The organism is Snuella sedimenti, from assembly GCF_016428595.1.
Taxonomy (GTDB): Bacteria; Bacteroidota; Bacteroidia; order Flavobacteriales; family Flavobacteriaceae; genus Snuella; species Snuella sedimenti.
Window position 1 is genome coordinate 109778 of the sequence record NZ_JAELVQ010000006.1, and the last position, 19985, is coordinate 129762.

The 19985-nt window shown below is 38.5% G+C and carries 11 protein-coding genes; 7 read left to right on the forward strand and 4 right to left on the reverse strand.

All coding sequences use genetic code 11. From position 1 onward, the window contains the following. Positions 1 to 254 precede the first annotated feature (254 nt). The 3 genes from JF259_RS06675 (at position 255) to JF259_RS06685 (ending at position 4379) form a co-directional block, all read left to right on the forward strand. The gene (locus tag JF259_RS06675) at positions 255 to 1616 is read left to right on the forward strand and encodes a Gfo/Idh/MocA family oxidoreductase (RefSeq protein WP_199114535.1); all 1362 of its coding nucleotides are present in this window, start codon (positions 255 to 257) and stop codon (positions 1614 to 1616) included. A 71-nt stretch (positions 1617 to 1687) separates the two neighbouring features. Beyond that, positions 1688 to 3010, forward strand: a complete 1323-nt coding sequence (locus JF259_RS06680) for a hypothetical protein (protein WP_199114536.1) — start codon at positions 1688 to 1690, stop codon at positions 3008 to 3010. Between the two features lie 4 nt (positions 3011 to 3014). Continuing rightward, positions 3015 to 4379 (forward strand): DUF3472 domain-containing protein, encoded by a 1365-nt coding sequence (locus tag JF259_RS06685; protein ID WP_199114537.1) that lies wholly within the window; start codon positions 3015 to 3017, stop codon positions 4377 to 4379. Between the two features lie 102 nt (positions 4380 to 4481). Here the strand turns inward: JF259_RS06685 and JF259_RS06690 are convergent, their stop codons facing one another. Further along, entirely contained in the window at positions 4482 to 5363 is an 882-nt protein-coding gene (locus JF259_RS06690) for a LysR family transcriptional regulator (protein ID WP_199114538.1), read from the reverse strand. 82 nt (positions 5364 to 5445) lie between these two features. Between JF259_RS06690 and hutH the strand changes: the two genes are divergently transcribed. The 4 genes from hutH (at position 5446) to JF259_RS06710 (ending at position 10937) form a co-directional block, all read left to right on the forward strand. Further along, entirely contained in the window at positions 5446 to 6936 is a 1491-nt protein-coding gene (gene hutH / locus JF259_RS06695; RefSeq protein WP_199114539.1) for a histidine ammonia-lyase, read from the forward strand. 12 nt (positions 6937 to 6948) lie between these two features. Then, the gene (locus JF259_RS06700) at positions 6949 to 8946 is read left to right on the forward strand and encodes a urocanate hydratase (RefSeq protein WP_199114540.1); all 1998 of its coding nucleotides are present in this window, start codon (positions 6949 to 6951) and stop codon (positions 8944 to 8946) included. After that, positions 8946 to 10187, forward strand: coding sequence for an imidazolonepropionase (hutI, locus tag JF259_RS06705; protein ID WP_199114541.1), 1242 nt, complete (start codon positions 8946 to 8948; stop codon positions 10185 to 10187). The genes JF259_RS06700 and hutI overlap by 1 nt, the downstream gene beginning before the upstream one ends. A 228-nt stretch (positions 10188 to 10415) precedes the next feature. Next, entirely contained in the window at positions 10416 to 10937 is a 522-nt protein-coding gene (locus JF259_RS06710) for a CHRD domain-containing protein (protein WP_199114542.1), read from the forward strand. A gap of 112 nt (positions 10938 to 11049) precedes the next feature. Here the strand turns inward: JF259_RS06710 and JF259_RS06715 are convergent, their stop codons facing one another. The 3 genes from JF259_RS06715 to JF259_RS06725 form a co-directional block, all read right to left on the reverse strand. Further along, positions 11050 to 13866 (reverse strand): NPCBM/NEW2 domain-containing protein, encoded by a 2817-nt coding sequence (locus JF259_RS06715; protein ID WP_199114543.1) that lies wholly within the window; start codon positions 13864 to 13866, stop codon positions 11050 to 11052. A 220-nt stretch (positions 13867 to 14086) separates the two neighbouring features. Further along, positions 14087 to 16501 (reverse strand): hypothetical protein, encoded by a 2415-nt coding sequence (locus tag JF259_RS06720; RefSeq protein ID WP_199114544.1) that lies wholly within the window; start codon positions 16499 to 16501, stop codon positions 14087 to 14089. A 145-nt stretch (positions 16502 to 16646) separates the two neighbouring features. Next, positions 16647 to 19982, reverse strand: a complete 3336-nt coding sequence (locus JF259_RS06725; protein ID WP_199114545.1) for a VCBS repeat-containing protein — start codon at positions 19980 to 19982, stop codon at positions 16647 to 16649. Between the last annotated feature and the right edge of the window lie 3 nt (positions 19983 to 19985).

Here is a 19985-nt window from a genome sequence, read left to right on the forward strand (position 1 = left end):
ATTAGGAAAACATTTAAATCTCGATCATCGAGTAAATATATTAATATTTTTCTTTGAAAACACCTTACAACATACGCTATTGTCCTTAACAGGTGTAATTATTTAATCAAAAAGGTGGACACTTTCTGCAAGTGCGATAAAAAAACTAAAATATCCGCCTTTATGCCCAAAATAGCACCATATATATACACATATAATTAGCATATTTGAAATATAAATTTAAGTTCATACAACTTTATCATAAAAAAACACGCATGACATCAAGACGAAATTTTGTTAAGACCACAGCACTTGTGGGAGCAGGCGCAGCCTTATTGCCCAATCTATCGTTTGGGAACATGTTGGGCTCTGATGATCAGAAGCTTAAACTGGCCTTTATAGGTGTTGGGTTAAGAGGAACCAACCATTTGAACAATGCACTGCACAGAAAGGACGTGGAGATCACGGCTATTTGCGATATAGACCCTAATAGGATTAGTATAGCACTGGACAAGATCGACAAGGCCGGATTTAAAGCACCAGAGGTTTTTGGTAGCAACGATTACGATTACAGAAACCTTTTGGAACTGAAAAACGTAGATGCCGTCATTATATCCACACCTTGGCTATGGCATACCCGCATGGCCAAGGACGCCATGCTGGCTGGTAAATACACCGGACTTGAGGTATCGGCTGCCAATACCCTTGAAGAATGCTGGGACCTGGTAAACACCCACGAGCAGACAGGCACACATATGATGATCCTAGAGAACGTGAACTACCGCCGCGATGTACTTGCCGTACTAAACATGGTAAAGCAAAACGTGTTTGGAGAACTGGCACACTTTAGGTGTGGCTACCAGCACGACCTGCGCTTTGTAATGTTAAATGATGGTAAAACAGCCTATGGAAAAGGGGTAGAGTTTGGCGAAAAGGGCATATCGGAATCTGTGTGGAGAACACAACACTCTGTATTAAGGAATGCCGACGTATACCCAACACACGGTGTTGGTCCGATAGCTGCGATGTGTGACATCAACCGAGGTAACCGATTTGTATCCTTAACCTCTCACGCTACAAAAAGCCGAGGCCTTCATAATTACATAGTTGATAATGGTGGCAAAGACCATCCCAATGCAAAAGTGAATTTTAAAATGGGAGATGTAATTACTTCAACCATCGAAACAGCTAATGGGGAAACCATTATCGTTACCCACGATGTATCATTACCAAGACCTTATTCATTAGGATTCAGGGTTCAGGGAACGAAAGGTTTATGGGAAAAGGACGGTGACCGGATCTATATTGAAGGACAATCGGAAAAACCACACCGTTGGGACGATTCCAAAGCCTGGTTAGAGAAGTACGACCACCCACTCTGGAAGAGATACGGCGAACTGGCAACAGGAGCTGGACACGGGGGCATGGATTTCTTCGTGATGAATGCCTTTGTAGAATCGGCTAAGGCCAATATAGCCCCGCCCATGGATGCTTACGATGCGGCCGCTTGGAGCGCCATAACCCCGCTCTCAGAAGCTTCAATAGAAAACAACGGCGAACCCCAGGACTTCCCCGATTTTACACGAGGAAACTGGATTAAGCGCAACCCATACAACTGGATGAAAGACAGTTATTAAATACGTTATTTCAATTGTTGAATCAAGGCTAGGTTAGAATATCTAGCCTTGATTTTATAAAATTCCCAAAAATGATATTAAACAAACTACAGGCAACTACATTACTACTAATTTTAGGTTTTGTCTCTCCTTTTTTTGCTCAAAACGAGCTAACAAAAAAACCTGTCAGAACTGAGCAAATTACACCAATCCTAAAAAAATCGTTTAGAGAAGACCACTGTCCACAACGCGTTCAAGGAGGAGGCACTAAAATCTATAATGGTTTTATGCAGTTTAATGGTGCCATGGATGGTAACAGACAAGTCGATCCGCAAATAGCTGTTGGAGGTGGGTATGTGCTACACGCCACGAATTCAGGTCTAATCATTTACGACAAGAAAGGAATCTACATTGATGGTGTTTCCCAAAATTGTTTTAACAAAGGTATAGACCCCAAAATGTTTTTCGACCCACATAATAAAGTCTTTGGTTTTGACCTTTGGAACCCATGGGACAAGGAAAAGAAAAAGCCTGTAAACATCTCTATCTCCAGATCCGACAATCCTTCTAAAGGGTGGAATATCTATCCCGTTCCAGCACCCAATGGTGTTGACGGTGGCGGTATCGGATTTAGCAAAAAATGGATTGGTTATTCATTCCCTGGTGGTAACGAAAAAACTTTTGTACTAAGAATGAAAGATGCCAAAAAAGGGAAATTAGCAACTGTTTATCACTTTGAAGGAAGCTTGGGACATCCTGTTTTTACCCAAGACAACATAGACGATCTTTACTTCTTCCACCTAACACCTGAGGAATTTATCATAACCAAAGTGACTGACGATGAAAATGGTGATCCTATTGCTAAAGTGGTAAGCAAGACAAAACATAACTTAGAGCACACTAATTATCCTCCAAAGTCACCTCAAAAAGATACAGATCAACTAACATCATCCGGAGACAGAAACCCTAAAAATCTGGTTTTTCAAAATGGCTGCATTTGGTTTTCGCATGCAATAAATTACAATGACCGATCTGCAGTACAATGGCATCAAATAAAAACAGACGGTACCATTGTTCAAACGGGGTTGATTGAAAACGAAGACACTAACTATATACAAACGACCATTGCAGTTAATAAAAACAACGATGTGCTAATCGGTTTTCAGGAAACCAATGCTAACATGTTTATAAGTCCCCGATTGGCCTACCGCTTTGCTAGTGATCCATTAGGAACTGTTAGAGACATCGTCAATTTAGGTAACGGTAAAGGTGCTACTAATGGCACATCGTGGGGCGATTATAGTGGCAGCGTAATTGACGGTGATAACCTTACAGACCTCTGGACCATTCAAAGCATTACTAACAAAACAGGTAGAGGAGAAACTGTAATCGTTAAAGTACCTTTTAAAAAGTAAAAAAATGAGTTTAAAAACCATAAGAAGAATTACCACTATAGCCTGTTGTTTGGCTTTAGTGTCCAACTTGACAGGCTGTCGTTTTAACAACAAATCGGAGACCGCGCAAAACGCTATTGACACTAAAAAAACGGACACTACACAGGTCATCATTCCAACGGCTGGCAACAGCTGGGTAGTAAATCAATTAAATGAAAATACTACTGTTATAGGTAAAGAAGGTATCCATAATTGGACGAATGTAAACAGTATTATCCATACCTATTTTAAAACCACAACTTCTGGAAATCTAAGTATTGCACTAGAAGCTAAGGCAGTCGACGGCCTTTCCTCAGTTAAAGTTACTATTGGAGATATTAGCAAAACAATTAAAATAGAGAACAATACATACACCACTATTGAAGTAGGAGATTTTAATGTTTCTGAAGGTTACAATTATATAGAAATACAAGGAATAACTAAAACTGGAACAACCATCGCCGACATTAAAAACATCATACTAAATGGTGAAGCAACCAAAAGCAAACTGTATTTCGTAAATGAAGATTTTTACTTCGGACGCCGTGGGCCATCTGTACATTTATCGTACAAAACACCCGAAGATAAAGATGTACTTTGGTATTACAGTGAAATTAATGTTCCCGAAGGCGAGGACGTTTTAGGGTCCTACTATATGGCAAATGGCTTTAAGGACGGTTATTTTGGAATTCAGGTGAATTCAGAAAATGAACGCCGTATATTATTTTCTGTATGGAGCCCATATAATACGCAAAACCCTAAAGACATTCCCGATGCACATAAAATTAGACTCCTAGGAAAAGGCGACGGTGTAACGACTGGTGAGTTTGGCAATGAAGGTTCTGGCGGACAAAGCTATAAAGTGTTTAATTGGAAAGCTGGAAATACATATAAGTTTCTATTAAAAGGTAAACCTACAAATAACGATGAAACTGATTACACGGCTTATTTCTTTACGCCTGAAGATAATACTTGGCACCTAATAGCTAGCTTTAGAAGACCAAAAACGTCCAGACACCTACAAAACTTCTATTCGTTCTTGGAAAACTTTAGAACGGACACCGGGTATATTTCAAGACAAGCAAATTACCTAAACCAATGGGCGTATACAACCGATGGCCAGTGGACAGAACTTACAGAGGCTAAATTTACTGCTGATGCAACTGCAAAAAAGGAATCTAGAATGGATTATGCAGGAGGCGTTAAAGGCAATACATTTTATATGAAAAACTGTGGCTTCTTTAATGAAACCACCAAGATTAATTCCGTATTCACAAGAGAAGCCAATGGTATTACTCCCGATGTAGACTTTTCTAAACTGGAAGTCCCCTCCATAAAAAAAGAAAAATAAGCACAAGTCTTAATCTTACTTGTGTAACGATAGTTGTTGTTTTTAATTTTTTTGAATTAATCCTTAAAGCCTTTGATGTTAACACACAAAGGCTTTAACTTTTTATGTTAACAATTCAATTGTTTTCTTTAAAACTGGGTTTCTATTTTCTTTATTCCAAATAACAGACAGTATGGCGCGTTGGGATATCTTATTAAGGTCTATAAACTTAACTCCCATGTTATACCCTTGTTGTAATGACTTTGGCACAATGGACAATCCTAAGTTATTCTCTACCAATCTATAAATTGAACTGGCATGAATGGTATTGTGCGATACTTGCGGACTAAACCCACTATCATCGAAGATTTGCATGACCTTTTCATAATAACTCGGACTATAGGAAGCATCAAATAAAATAAAAGGTTCATTTTTAAGTTGCGATAAATCTTTGAAATTATCGACGCTAACCAGATGGTTCTTTGGTAACACTAAACAAAATACATCTTCCAGTACTGGGTGAATCTCTAGACCTTTTGGCACTCTATCCAAACGCACAAAACCAAGATCAATATCTAAAGAAAGTAAATCTTTGACTTGTTTTTGGTTATCCATTTCCTTTAATGAAAAAATGATATTCGGGTGCCTTTCCTTAAACTGCAATAACAAATTGGGAATCACTTGGTGCATGGCAGAACCAACATACCCAACGCGCAAGTTCCCGCCCGTACCATCATGTAACAATTTGGCATGATCTAAGATATGATCCAATTCTTTTAAATTCCGTTCAATAGCTTCCTTTAGATATTCTCCAGCCTTGGTAAGAACTACCCTCCTGTTATGCCTGTCAAATAATTTAATCTCCAAATCCTCTTCCATTTGTTTTATCTGCCTGCTTAAACCCGGTTGCGATATAAAAAGCCTCTCGGCAGCCTTTCTAAAGTGCAAATCTTCGGCTACAGCCAAAAAGTATCTCAAATGTCTGTACTCTAATTGATAACCCATAGTTATTATTTAACAACTTTAATAGTCTTGTTAAGCATTAAATTTAGAAATAACTTTGTAATAATAAAAATTAAAAAAAGACATGTTCTCATACGGCACAGAAGCATTAACGATCGATAAAATTATTGATATATCCCAGGGTAAACTAAAAGCCCTTTTAAGCCCTGAAACTATTGATATTATTAAAAAATGTAGGAAAAATGTAGAGACCATGGCTAACTCCAACAAGGCTGTTTATGGTATCAACACTGGATTTGGTCCTTTATGCGACACACAAATAACACCGGAAGAAACAAATAAGCTACAGGAAAACCTACTAATAACACATGCTGTAGGTGTTGGGAAACCTATTGATCAAGAATTGTCCAAAATCATGATGATCTGTAAAGTACATGCTCTATGCCAGGGATTTTCCGGTATTCGCTTAGAAGTTATTAAACGTATCCTATACTTTATTGAGCATAACTTATTACCGGTTGTTCCTGAGCAAGGCTCCGTAGGTGCCTCGGGCGATCTGGCCCCACTTTCCCATTTATTTCTCCCCCTTTTAGGTAAAGGCGAGTTTTGGGTAGATGATACCATTGTTCCTGCAATGGATGTATTAAAACAGCACAACCTGGATCCTATACAACTACAAGCTAAAGAAGGTCTGGCATTAATTAACGGCACTCAATTTATTTTAGCTCATACCATTAAAGGACTTGAAAAAATGGAATATCTGCTGGATTTAGCTGACGTAGCTGGCGCCATGAGCTTAGAAGGTTTCCAGGGAAGCGCATCGCCCTTTAAAGAGGTTCTACACCTTATTCGTCCATTTAAAGGATGCTTAACTGTTGCCGAGCGCATGCGTATGCTCCTTAAAGATTCTCAAAACCTCAAGAACCATTTTGATTGCCCACGCGTACAGGATCCCTATTCAATACGGTGCATTCCCCAAGTTCACGGCGCTTCACGAAATGCTTATTACCACTTAAAGGAATTAGCAGAAATAGAGATGAATGCCGTTACCGACAACCCCATTATAGTAAGTAATACTGAAGCGATATCCGGTGGCAACTTTCATGGACAACCTCTGGCAATGGCCATCGATTATGGCGCTTTAGCTGCTTCGGAGTTAGGTAATATATCAGACCGAAGATGCTACTTGCTCCTGGAAGGCAAATACGGATTACCCCGCTTGCTAACAGAAGCAGGTGGCTTAAACTCCGGCTTTATGATTCCTCAATACACAACGGCTGCCTTGGTTACCGAGAACAAGTCCCTATGTTTTCCTCCTTCTGCCGATAGTGTACCTACCTCATTAGGACAAGAGGACCATGTATCTATGGGTAGTATTTCAGGACGAAAATTCAATCAGATTTTAGGGAATATTGAAAGTATATTGGCCATAGAATTAATGTACGCAGCGCAAGCTTTGGAATTTAGAAGACCTAATACCTTTTCAGAAATTATAGAAGCTAATTTTAAAATAATCAGAGGTAGAGTTGCTAAACTAGAAGAGGACAGAGTTTTAAAAGAAGACATCGACGCCATGATCCGTCTGGTTAAAACGCAGGCTTTTGTAGTAAAATAAATGACAACCATTATGACATTTCAAGAACAAATAACACAGGGCATCCCAAATACTTTACCACCAATACACACCTATCCCAAAGGGATCAACAGAGCTCCCAGGAGGAAGGATATCTTATCGAAGGAAGAAAAACAACTGGCGGTTCGCAATGCACTACGTTACTTCCCTAAAGCCTGGCATACAGAACTGGCCGTCGAGTTTGCAGAAGAGCTAAAAAATTACGGACGTATTTACATGTATCGCTTTAAGCCCAGATACACCATGTATGCACGCCCTATTTCAGAATACCCGGCAAAGTCATTGCAAGCCGCTGCCATTATGGTCATGATACAAAACAATCTGGATCCTGCCGTAGCGCAACATCCGGAAGAACTGATCACTTATGGTGGTAATGGTGCTGTTTTTCAAAACTGGGCACAATATCTCCTGACCATGAAGTACTTATCTCAGATGACAGATGAACAAACACTGCACATGTATTCCGGACATCCAATGGGTTTATTTCCGTCTTCTAAAAATGCACCACGCGTAGTAGTTACCAACGGGATGGTTATTCCTAATTATTCCAAACCGGACGATTGGGAAAAATTCAATGCGCTGGGTGTTTCACAATACGGTCAAATGACTGCCGGATCTTTCATGTATATTGGTCCTCAAGGCATTGTTCACGGTACGACCATTACGGTTATGAATGCCTTCAGAAACATTTTGTCCAAAACGGAAACACCTGCGGGTAAAATATTTCTAACCGCCGGTTTGGGAGGCATGAGTGGGGCCCAACCTAAAGCTGGTAATATAGCCGGTTGTATTACCATTTGCGCAGAAGTAAACCCTAAAGCAGCTACAAAACGCTATGAGCAAGGATGGGTCGACATTTTAATTAACGATATGGACGAACTGATAGCAAAAGTTCGACAAGCCCAGGAAAAAAATGAGGTAGTATCTATTGCTTTTATCGGAAATGTAGTCGATGTCTGGGAACGTTTTGACCAAGAGAACATCTTTATTCATGTTGGTTCCGATCAGACCTCGTTACATATCCCTTGGACCGGTGGATATTACCCGGTAAGCGTATCATATGAGGAATCTAACAGATTAATTCGTGAGGAACCTGAAGTATTTAAAGAAAAAGTTCAGGCCTCCCTAAGACGTCATGCGGCATCGATCAACAACCATGCAAAGAAAGGCACTTATTTCTTCGATTACGGTAACGCGTTCTTATTGGAAGCATCACGTGCCGGTGCCGATGTGATGGCTAAAAATGGTATTGATTTTAAGTATCCATCTTACGTGCAGGATATATTAGGCCCCATGTGTTTTGACTATGGTTTCGGCCCTTTCCGCTGGGTGTGTACTTCCGGTAAAGCAGACGATCTGGACATTACAGATCAAATAGCCATGGAAGTGCTTCAAGATATTATGTCAAGTGCTCCTGATGAGATCAAACTACAAATGCAAGACAATATTACCTGGATTAAAGATGCTAAAAAAAACAAGATGGTTGTGGGCTCGCAAGCCCGTATTCTCTATGCCGATGCCGAGGGTCGGGCTAAAATAGCCAAGGCCTTTAATGATGCCATTGCAGACGGGAAGATCGGACCGGTGGTTTTGGGTCGAGACCACCATGATGTAAGTGGCACCGATTCGCCTTACAGAGAAACTTCCAATATTTACGATGGCAGTAAATTTACGGCCGACATGGCCATACACAATGTTATTGGAGACAGCTTTAGAGGGGCTACCTGGGTATCGATCCACAATGGTGGTGGTGTTGGATGGGGAGAAGTGATCAACGGTGGTTTTGGGATGCTACTGGACGGATCGGCCGAAGCTGAAGTACGTTTAAAAAATATGTTATTTTACGATGTAAATAATGGCATTGCCAGACGTAGTTGGGCAAGGAACGGTGAGGCTCTGTTCGCTATAAAGCGTGAAATGGAACGCACCCCAAGTTTAAAGGTTACAATCCCTAATTTAGTTGAAGATGAATTATTAAACCACCTATTTTAATGGCTACCCTATTTAAAAATATAAAAGAGTTAATCCAGGTTCGGGACGAATCTGTATCCTTTGTAGCCGGAACGGCTATGAAAACACTTCCAACCATAAAAAATGCCTATTTAGTAGTTGAAAACGGAAAAATAGCAGACTATGGGAGTATGGCAGACTGTCCAACAACATCTATGGAAGAGACCGTTGATGCAACTGGAAAAATGGTACTCCCCACCTGGTGCGACTCACATACCCATATTGTGTATGCTGGCAATCGGGAGAGTGAATTTATAGACAGGATCCATGGTTTATCCTACGAAGAAATTGCCAATAGAGGCGGTGGCATTTTAAATTCAGCCAGAACCTTACAGGAAACCTCCGAAGAAGCCCTTTACGAACAAAGTAAAGTCCGCCTGGAAGAAATAATGCAATTGGGTACTGGTGCCGTGGAGATCAAGTCGGGTTATGGTCTTACGGTAAATTCAGAACTAAAAATGTTACGTGTTATTAAACGCTTAAAAGATAGCTACCCCATCCCTGTAAAAGCAAGCTTCTTAGGTGCTCATGCCCTGCCATCCCACTATAAAGGCAATACATCCAAATACCTGGATTTAATTGTTAATGAGATGGTTCCTAAAATAGCAGAAGCTAAATTGGCTGAATACATCGATATCTTCTGCGAAACGGGTTATTTTACTGTTGCCGATACCGAAAAAATCCTAGAAGCAGGCAAACGCTATGGCTTAATTCCTAAAATTCACGTTAACCAATTTACAGCCATTGGAGGGGTTCAGGCTGGTGTTAAATACCATGCACTATCTGTAGATCATTTGGAAATTATGAGGGATGAAGACATAGAAGCGTTAAAAAATACCAACACCATGCCGGTTGCCTTACCGAGTTGCTCCTATTTTTTAAGTATTCCGTACACGCCGGCCCGTAAGATGATTGATGCGGGACTCCCCCTGGCGCTGGCCACAGATTACAATCCCGGATCAACCCCAAGCGGCAATATGAATTTTGTAGTGAGTACCGCCTGTATAAAAATGAAAATGACACCGGAAGAAGCCATTAATGCCGCTACCATTAACGGCGCTTACGCTATGGGACTGGAAAAAGAAGCAGGATCGATTACAATTGGTAAACAAGCGAATTTAATCCTTACAAAACCTGTAAATTCAATAGGCTTTATTCCCTATGCTTTTGGCTCTAATCACATCGACTCTGTCTACATAAAGGGCAAAGCTATAAATCAGTGATAACATAGATATATTAAAACCCTCGTTTTACTTCATCAGTAATTCCTTAAATAAGCGTTCAACCTAACAGATTGTAGTTCAGCGTTTTTGTTATGTAAAGTCAGATTTTTTTTCTATATTTAAAAAAGTTGCCAAATTTCTACTTCCTGAACAACATTCCTTACTTATATTATTCCCCATATCTTTTAAATATTTGAAATTTATTGTTTAACTAAATATTTAATTGTTATGATTACACGCATTAACTCTGTAAAAAGCTATCTTTTGCTGTTAGTCTTTGGACTAACTATAGTTGGATTTAGCAACAAAACAAACGACGATTCAGCCAAAGACGCAGCCACTCTATCCATAGAAAAAAAGGATAAGTTACATTTTAACGCCTCTTTAAAAGGCTCAAATGAAGTTCCTGCTAATGACTCAAATGCTACTGGAGAAGCTATCGTTTCAATTAACAAGGAAGAAACCATGATTCATTTCAAGCTAATTACTGCCAATATTGAAAATGTAACCGCTTCCCATTTCCATATGGCACCTGCAGGTTCAAATGGCGGTGTGGTAGTTGGCTTATATTCAAATCCTAATCAACCTTCTGGTCCTGCTAATGGAATCCTTGCAGAAGGCTACATTACTGCTGATGATATTGGAGAATCAGGACTTAGCGACCTTATTGATGCCATGAGAGCTGGTAACATTTATGTAAATGTACATACTACATCGCACCTAGGAGGGGAAATTAGGGGACAACTGTAACGATTTTGAAACTAAAAAGCCTCGAAAAGTAGTGTTTCCGGGGCTTTTTCGCAATACTTCCTAATTTAATAGATTATGAGATTTCAATAATGAAAATCATTATTAAGAACCTCTATTCAAAAATCACCCAATTATAACCATTTCCTTCCACCTCGATTTCCATATCTATAGTATAATCTCTATCTAATGTGTATTCCTTCGTAGAACCATCTGCCATTGTTGTTCTTGCTTTTTCCTTTAAGCCTGTATAATACAGCGGAACCTTGATACTCTTTTTGATCGTTTGATTTGTGGGATTAAAAAACATAGCAAATCCTTTTTCTTTTAAGTACGGATTAACATGCATCATAGCATCAATATCTCTGCCATTAGCTCTATTGATATGAACAACTGGAGAGTTCAATATTTCTCTATATTTTTTATACCAATTAACAGTTTCTATAACAGTGACTTTGGTGCGTTCTGTATCGTACAACCTCGGCCCTCGGTAACAGGCCTGGATACCCATACCATAATTTTGAATCATATGCGCTTTATAAGCTTCTAAATGCTCATCCAGAGGCTCTATAGTTGCTGCCGCACCGCCTCCATGATATTGGGTAAGGGGCACAAAGGTCCAACTCATGCTTGGGGTTCTGTCCCAAGTACCATCGTATATATTTTGACGTCCTAAAACCAATTGACGTTCCCTGGGTAGCGACCAGTTTACCTCACGGTAACCAATACCGTTTTTGGTACTCCCGCTTAAATAATACCAATCTGGAATGTTTAGGGAAATACCGCGTTCATTACACCATTTATAAAAATCTGATATTCGTTTCCAAGCTTTCCATTGTGAATCTTCCACATTTTTATGTGCTACATGCTTCGTTGAAGCACAGAATTGTCCTGGGTAAGACCCGTCGTGCTCTAACAGATCAAAACCAGTTTTCTCAAAGAATGTTTTAAGTTTCTCGAAATAGTCAATCCCCCACTGACTGTTTAGGCATGGAGAGCTACCATGAATCACTCCGCCTCTTTTTCCTGTTTCAGGATTTATAACATCCACCTCTTCACTAATCCACCGACTCGACAATAACGAATAACCACCTAGCTCGATGCCTTTACTATGGGCATAATCCGCCAAACCTTTAAACTTAGCAATATTTTCTTCGGAAGTATCTTCCATATTAAGTCCGCTTCCAAAACTTAATATCACCATTTCGTAACCTGTTTCATCACATTGATCAATTGCCCTTTTAACCTTTGTTTCGTCTGTTGTTGTTAAATGTAAAAACAAGGGGTTTTCACTTGTCCAAGGTGCCACCAAATTGTAGAATTTGTTTGTAGCCATCCCTTTTCTTTGTTTGTCATAACTATCAAAGGGCATTTCCCATACTCTAAAAGTCTCGTAGGTATCTCCAACACTTATAGTTTCGTTAGGCCCCAGGGGCAACTTGCATTCTAATAAACAGGGCATTAATAACGGATAATTTGTTTGGGACGTATAACGCGGATCCTTTTCCCAATGAACCACTTGGTTTGACCCTTTAAAAGACATGGCATGAAAGGCATAATCGCTCTCTACATGTATATTTGGCAATTCCCAACCCGTTTCACCTCGTTCTACTGCGCTTTCAGGCTCTACAGTAGCCAAAATTTCACTTTTAAAACTATCTAAGTTTATGTCTTTAGCACTTTTATTTTCAACGGTTATCCATTTACTTATTAATGGGATGCCATCATAAATTTCATAATGTAACTCTACTTTTATACCTGGTAAGCTTACATGTGCATATTCAAAAATGAGCTCTTTTCCTTCTATTGGTTTTTTCTGTTCTAAAGCCCATCTTCTATTTTTCCAATCAATTCGCGGTGTTATATTTTCAATCCGGAAGGTTTGTACCTGAAACGCGTTTGTTGGACTCCACATTTGATCCAGCCATTCTGTTTTTAAATAGCCGTATTCAATTTGTCCGTCCAAACCTCCAATGGTATATTCTTGTCCATCAAATTTTAATATAGCTTCTGGGCTTACGCCTCGTAATAGAAATTCTCCTGTTACTAAGTTTTTAAACCCTACAGTAGCACAATTGGGGGTTACTCTAAACGTTCGGCTTACCAAACCATTAGAAATGGTAATTTCTTTACCATTTTCCGACTTATACACCATCGATGGTAAGGTTGTTGTTTCTATAAGCCAATCGTTTTTTACACCCTCCATATACGGTTTGGTTGGCTTTGGCAATTTGTTAATCAAAGGGGCTATATTATTAGTAAAAACAACATCAGCCTTTTTCATTCTGTTTAAATAGTTTCCATCTACCATTTGGGGCTTGTAACCGTTATAGGTCAACATAGCATTGGCCCAAACGGCATGGTCTCCAGACACACCATCGCCGGCATCCTCTACAATAAGTTCCAAAACCTTAATGTCCTTTACCGAGATATCAACAGGTATTGCTTTGGCTCCCCCTTTAACTTTTTTACTTGCCCACAGCTTTTTACCATCGCCATAAATAACAAATTTTACTGATCCCTTCTGAATCGAAGTTTCTGTATTGGCTATCCCAACAAAGCGGCTTTCCTTTTCTTCTTCTTTATAAAATAACTTGTTGCCATCTCCTAAAGCATTAAACTTTAATCCTCCTGTTAGCTCTTGTTTATCCTGAATACCAACCAACGCCTTAAAGCGACCGGACTTACCATCCAAAAAAACAAACATTTTACTTCTGGATATGGTACCGATACCCATACGGTATTTATCCCCTGCAATACTAATTGTTTCACCATTAATGGCCTTATTCTTTTGAGCCGTCCACCAGGGTTGCTCTACTTTTTTCAAGTCCAAATCGGAGATATTTAATTCATACCAAGAACTTTGTTGGGCATTTAAGAAAGTAATAGAAAATAATAGTGCGGTAATATACAGTTTGTTTAATGTATTCATTTGATGACTTATTTTTTGAATATCTGTTCTGCTCATAATGCAAAAAATAGTATTATGTCATTCCGACAAAAGGAGGAATCTCTTTAAAAATCAAAAGATTCTTCACTTCACTACGCTGCGTTCTGAATGACAGTTCGCAAATTATTACTTATAGCAGGTATTCATTTATTTTTTTTAAATAATAATTGATTTATTAATTCTAGCTTAAAACTAAAGACCCTTAGAGTCTAGCTGTTATATTTTCTTCCTTTCCATCTAACCTTATTTTGACTTTTACTTTAGGGTCCCCATTTTGAATTTTACAGTCAAATTGAATGGAGTGCCCTCCCTTTCCATGTATTGGAAGCACTATGTTACGCTCTTTAATTAACTTACCTTTTGCATCTGAAATGACAAGTTTATTGTTTTCAAGAATTAATTCTTGACCTTGTTCTAATTTTTCAGGTATAGAAATAGAGGCATGGTTACTTACTTCAATAGTTATATCACTCACTACAGCATCTTTTTGACCGTCCAATGTAATAAAGGCCTTAAATGGTTGCTCTCCTGTTTCGTTGGTATATTTCCATTCGGCATAAGTGGGTTGACCAGGTTGCACTTCGACCTTTTCGAAGACAAAATCGTAATCTTGAAACATCATGAGCTTCCATTCTTTATCTCGTATGGTCTCTTCCAAGTGAAACTCTTTACTAAGATCTTTTAATTGTTGTTTTTGTTCTTCTGAAAATGCCCCACTAAGTCTTGCTTTTTCCCATATTCTAATGAGATTTAAAATAGTATCTGTATTTGGGTTGTTGCTTAAGGCGTTAGGATTAGCCGACAGCGCAAATCCGGCATTGTAAGCCGCACCTCTTGCCAGCATCCATTCGATATCGGCAATGGTTGTATGAGGTGTTAATGAAAACCACCCCAACATATTGGGCAGATAATTGGCCTCTAAAAACGGTTGGTTATTAAAACGGTATTCAGATTGACTTTGCCGAAAGCCTCCGTACCAAGGCTCACCCCAATTGATATAATGGTTAATGTGCCAATAATAATGTGTTGTACGACTGGAACCATTAACAAGATTCTGTTGTGTACCTTCAAACACCCGTTTTGCAAAATCGTCCATACTGTATGTTCCTTGCCCGGTAGCCAAAGCTCCTTCATGACCATCGAAGTCCATTTGGGTAATACCTGTTTCATTGAAAAAATCGATCATATTCTGAGCCATTTCTTTCTGAAGCTCAAAATCAGGAAAAAACACTTTGTACGGATGGTCTAACAACTTTCCTACCACGTCGCCTTTTTGATGCTCTGAGCTCTTTGTTCCAAAGGTCCCTCTTTCACAATCCAATAATTTATACGGAGCATCTTTACTAACGGTACGATAGCGAATCAATTCATCGCCAACTTTTACCGTATGCATCCAGTTGAATTCTTCATTATTAAAATACTCGTTCGTACTCACCAATATTTCGGTGCTTGTCGCATCTATATCTCCTGTTAAAGTTCCCTGTCCTGTAAAAACAAGTCCGTTATTAGGAACAGGCGTTACGAAAGGGTCATTGGGCGTGGTAAACGTAGTCAATGTATGGACTCCAACACGCACTCCTTGTGTATTGGCCTTTTCCACCAAAGTTTTCATACCTACCCTCCCATTAGGAAATTGATCGGGAATCAAGTTGAATGCACCCCAGTTTTTAAATGGATGTGCATGATATATGGCATTCATCCCCGCCTTTTTAGTGTACTCTAAAAGTTCATCGAAGTTATCTTCGGTAAAGGTGGTAATCAAATAAGCTTTACTTCGTTCGGGATGCGTTTTTATCCACTGACCATCCACTTTTGGATGTGGCAAGCCTTCTGTTTCTTCAATAGTTCCAATAGTTTCCAACACCTGTTCTGGAGCACAGCCAAAAAGCGCAATTTTAGACCCGACAACAGTTTCCCCCTCAATAGGTTTTACTGGCATATTCTTAAAATGATTGGCCCATACATTGGCTGTTCTTTCTACAGACCTATCAATAGTAAATGCATTTAAGGTGCAGCCAAAGTCGGTTTTGGTTGCGGCTCCTTTACGGTTTTCCACTTCGCCTACATTATTTGTAAGCTCTCCTCCAGTCGTTTTAATATTAAGTGCTTGCAATCCTATTGCAAAATTTTCGTTTCGGGCAACTCCTACCACTTCGCCAACAATACCTTCAATATTAACAGGGTAACTGCCCCATACTATGGCAGGCACTTTTTCCTGAGGTGTGATAGAAACAACTTCGAAAGTTAAATAGTGCTCTTTTTCCCTAAATGCTATATCTATTTTAGCACCACTCTTAAAGTTTAAGCTTATAGTCTCTGCTTTCTTATTAAAGTCTGCTGACAATGGTAGCTGATTTATAGTATCGCTTAAATCACGAATAGCCAATAATGGTGCTATCTGGTCTTTTTTTAAGAACTCTGTTCCATTACTAATATCTTTTAACGATTGTAAATTGCCTTTTTTATCGATACGTATCTGAAAAGATTCAGTACCCAATACAATCTCTTTTTCCGAACAGGATATTGTTGATAGTGCTACGCAAAATGCTAATGCATAAAAATTCCATTTTACCGTTTTAATAAGCATGCTTGTTTTATTTTTTTTAGGTTTTTTCATTTTCATTTATACTTTATACTTTGTTATACTTAAAGGCTCTATGGTAAAGAGCTAATTTACTGGTTGCTAATTTTATTCTTCCTGACTATCTTGATAAATACCGATACTTTTTTAGCAGTGTAATTTGATTCTAATCACTTACTGCCTAAGGTTTTTTGTTATTGTTAACAACCCCTTTGATTACTGCATTATTTTCTCCGACGACAATCAAAGTGTTATCTCCCGCTCTGATATCCAAAATGGATTTAATATTACCTGGAACAAAAAAACCGCTCTTTTTGGAGGATATATACTCAAAATCCGCATTTCCTTTTCCTTTTAAGTAAACACCCATTCCTGCATCTGCTCTACTGGTTTCTACCTCTGCTTCATATTTGTTTCCTGCCAAAAGCAAGTCGTTAATCCCATCCAAATCAAAATCTCCACAAACAATACCATTAACTGTAGAAAACTGTGCTTCCTTGGGTAAGTGTTCAATAACAAAACCCTTTTTTGTGTTAATTATCATTACCGATCTGAATTCCTTAGCTTCAAGATGAAGTGCTTCTTCTAACATAGCACTTCCATAAATATCTGAAAGATCGGCGTTAGCGAATGCATTGAACGTCTTAAATTTTTCATTGATGAATGGCATTTGTTCCGATGAGCACATTTTTCCCCTTACAGGAAATAAATCGGCATCTATATTTTTTGCCAATACAATATCCATACTACCCGTATTGTCAAAATCACTCCCATATACATGAAAGGGTTTTTGTTTTGAGGCGTGGAACTTATAATTTAACCCCAAATTACCAACCACATAATCCATATCACCATCTTGGTCTATGTCAGCTGCAATGATGGTATTCCACCACCCTGAAGTATCACTAAATCCATATTGAGTCGTTTTATTTTTAAAAATGCCTTTATTGTTTTCAAGAAACGTAATGGGCATCCATTCTCCTACGGCTATAATATCCGTATATCCGTCACCATTAAAATCGGTCGCAACGATACTGGTAAGAATTCCTAAATCTAAAAATGTAGTTCCATGCGTTTTGGTAACATCTATAAATTTACCATTATTGTTTTCCAACAAATAGCTGGATGCCGAAAACGGATATTGTCCCTGTTCTACATGTCCTCCAACGAAAATGTCCATATCCCCATCATTATCAAAATCTAAAGAAACTACTGTTGATGCATAGTTAGTTAATTGAGGAATGGTTTTGTTGGCTTTGGTAAAATTGGATTTGCCATCGTTTAAATACAACCTGTCATTTAATAACGGACTGTTATTTGGCATCTCATAACTACCACTTGCTACATACAAATCTAAATGGCCATCACCATTGGCATCAAAAACTGCAACTGCGGTATCTTCACTATCTTTATCTGTATTAAAATCGGAAACTTCTTTAATTTTAAAGTGACCTGAAGCCTCCTGTAGATATAGGGTTCCACTAAACCCAGCAGCTCCACCAACATAAAAATCTTCCAGGCCATCACTATTGAAATCGCCTTTTACAGCACACGGTCCTTGTGATGATAATTTGTGAGGTAATAATAGTTGTTCTTTAAAATCATCGTACGGTATATCGGTACAATTAATACGTTCGGAAAACCTATTATTAGCATCTTTAAATATTGGCATTATAGCGCTTATTTCCTTAGTAACCTCAATAGCATCAGCATAGTCTAAAATCAACGTTTGATTTGCTTTTACAGAGGACAAATTTTGCATCTTCCCATCAGGCCAATTTACTTCTAATCGATCAATTACCTTATTATCGCCAAGTCCAAAATGTAGTATAGGTTCTGATGCCGAAAAATAACCTCTTGTGGCATGAAGTTCTTTAACTTGTACCTCGTTATTAATAACTATTTTTACTTTGGCACCCAATCCAAAAGGATTCATTGTTGTCCCCTTGCATTTTATTTTTATATAGTTGCTATTTTTTCTATCTGTAAGGTTTTCAAATAAAAAAGCATTGTCATTAACATTATTGCAAACCAAATCCAAATCGCCATCGTTATCGAAATCGGCGTAAGCAGATCCATTTGAAAATGATGGAGGTCCTACATTTTCTTTGGTGCTTACATCCTCAAACACAAAATCACCATTATTTTTAAAAAGGTAATTGGACAATTTCACCGAGGGATAAAACCCTCGTGATGTTTTAAGGTGTTCTTCTGTAGCCTGAACCCTTTGCTGCTTTAAGTCATTAAAATAACTTTTGTCTTTTAGTTTTGAGTCTACATTCGTAACGTCCCTTAGTATGCCATTTGTTACATGGATATCAGTTAAGCCATCGTTATCAAAATCTGCCAACAGACAGGACCAACTCCAATCGGTATTTTCTATCCCTGAAAAATAGGCCAAATCACTAAAAGCGGGCATGCCTTCTTTAAACATACCACTGTTTATCTGTAATACGTTATGCATGTATTGCCAATGGTAACCAGAATCTACCATATTGTACATGAGTTCCCTGGGCATCATGGTCATTGATGTTTTGGAACGCTTGTAATCTTCGGGTAGCATATCCAACACAAAAAGATCCTGATAACCATCATTATTAACATCTCCTACATCGGCTCCCATACTAAAGTTTGTAATATGTGAAAAAAATGTTTTGGCCTTTTCGGTAAAGGTGCCATCTCCATTATTCATGTATAAATAATCGGGTCCAGCAAAATCGTTAGACACAAAAATATCCATCCAGCCATCATTATTAAAATCTGATACAGCAGCATTCAATCCGAAAAAAATATCGGGGTATATTCCAGATGCTTCGGTTACATCAGTAAAGGTTTGGTTTCCATTATTCCTATAAAGCTTATCGGCTCCTCCATAAAACTTATTACCTGAGTTCCTATAGATGTCTTTTACATTGGTAACTTCGTTAGCCAAACTAAACTTTACTGGGGTATTGACAATATAAACATCTAAATCTCCATCGTTGTCATAATCAAAAAAATTAGCTTGAATGGAATGGCTTCGATGTTCTGAAAGGCCATAAGCCATGGACGATTCTGTAAAGGTTAGATCTTTATTGTTTACGAACAATAGGTTTTTTTGTATGGATCTATCTTCTGGACCTGAGCAAGACACATAAATATCTAGCCAACCATCATTATTTATATCTACCGTTGTTACACCTGTATAGAAACCTCCTTCTCCAGACACCTTTGCTATTTCTGTAATATCCCTAAACTTAAAATCACCTTGGTTAATATACAGTTTATTGCTCCCTGTATTGGAAGAAAAGAATATATCTGGCAGACCATCGTTATTAAAATCGCCTGTAGCTACTCCTGATCCCATATACATATGCATATATTGGTAGTAATTGAACGCCAAGGTTTCTTCTATTTCATTTTGGAAATCTATTCCTGAATGCTGCTGGTCTACTAAAGTAAATATTGGGGTTTTGTTTTGGGAAACACAAAACTTAAACGTGAACAAAACAAAAAAAACAAAGTAAAGTTGCTTCATATT

Coding starts and splice junctions, on each gene's coding strand:
- JF259_RS06675 (WP_199114535.1), top strand. CDS start 255: ATGACATCAAGACGAAATTTTGTTAAGACCACAGCACTTGTGGGAGCA.
- JF259_RS06680 (WP_199114536.1), top strand. CDS start 1,688: ATGATATTAAACAAACTACAGGCAACTACATTACTACTAATTTTAGGT.
- JF259_RS06685 (WP_199114537.1), top strand. CDS start 3,015: ATGAGTTTAAAAACCATAAGAAGAATTACCACTATAGCCTGTTGTTTG.
- JF259_RS06690 (WP_199114538.1), bottom strand. CDS start 5,363: ATGGGTTATCAATTAGAGTACAGACATTTGAGATACTTTTTGGCTGTA.
- hutH (WP_199114539.1), top strand. CDS start 5,446: ATGTTCTCATACGGCACAGAAGCATTAACGATCGATAAAATTATTGAT.
- JF259_RS06700 (WP_199114540.1), top strand. CDS start 6,949: ATGACATTTCAAGAACAAATAACACAGGGCATCCCAAATACTTTACCA.
- hutI (WP_199114541.1), top strand. CDS start 8,946: ATGGCTACCCTATTTAAAAATATAAAAGAGTTAATCCAGGTTCGGGAC.
- JF259_RS06710 (WP_199114542.1), top strand. CDS start 10,416: ATGATTACACGCATTAACTCTGTAAAAAGCTATCTTTTGCTGTTAGTC.
- JF259_RS06715 (WP_199114543.1), bottom strand. CDS start 13,866: ATGAATACATTAAACAAACTGTATATTACCGCACTATTATTTTCTATT.
- JF259_RS06720 (WP_199114544.1), bottom strand. CDS start 16,501: ATGAAAAAACCTAAAAAAAATAAAACAAGCATGCTTATTAAAACGGTA.
- JF259_RS06725 (WP_199114545.1), bottom strand. CDS start 19,982: ATGAAGCAACTTTACTTTGTTTTTTTTGTTTTGTTCACGTTTAAGTTT.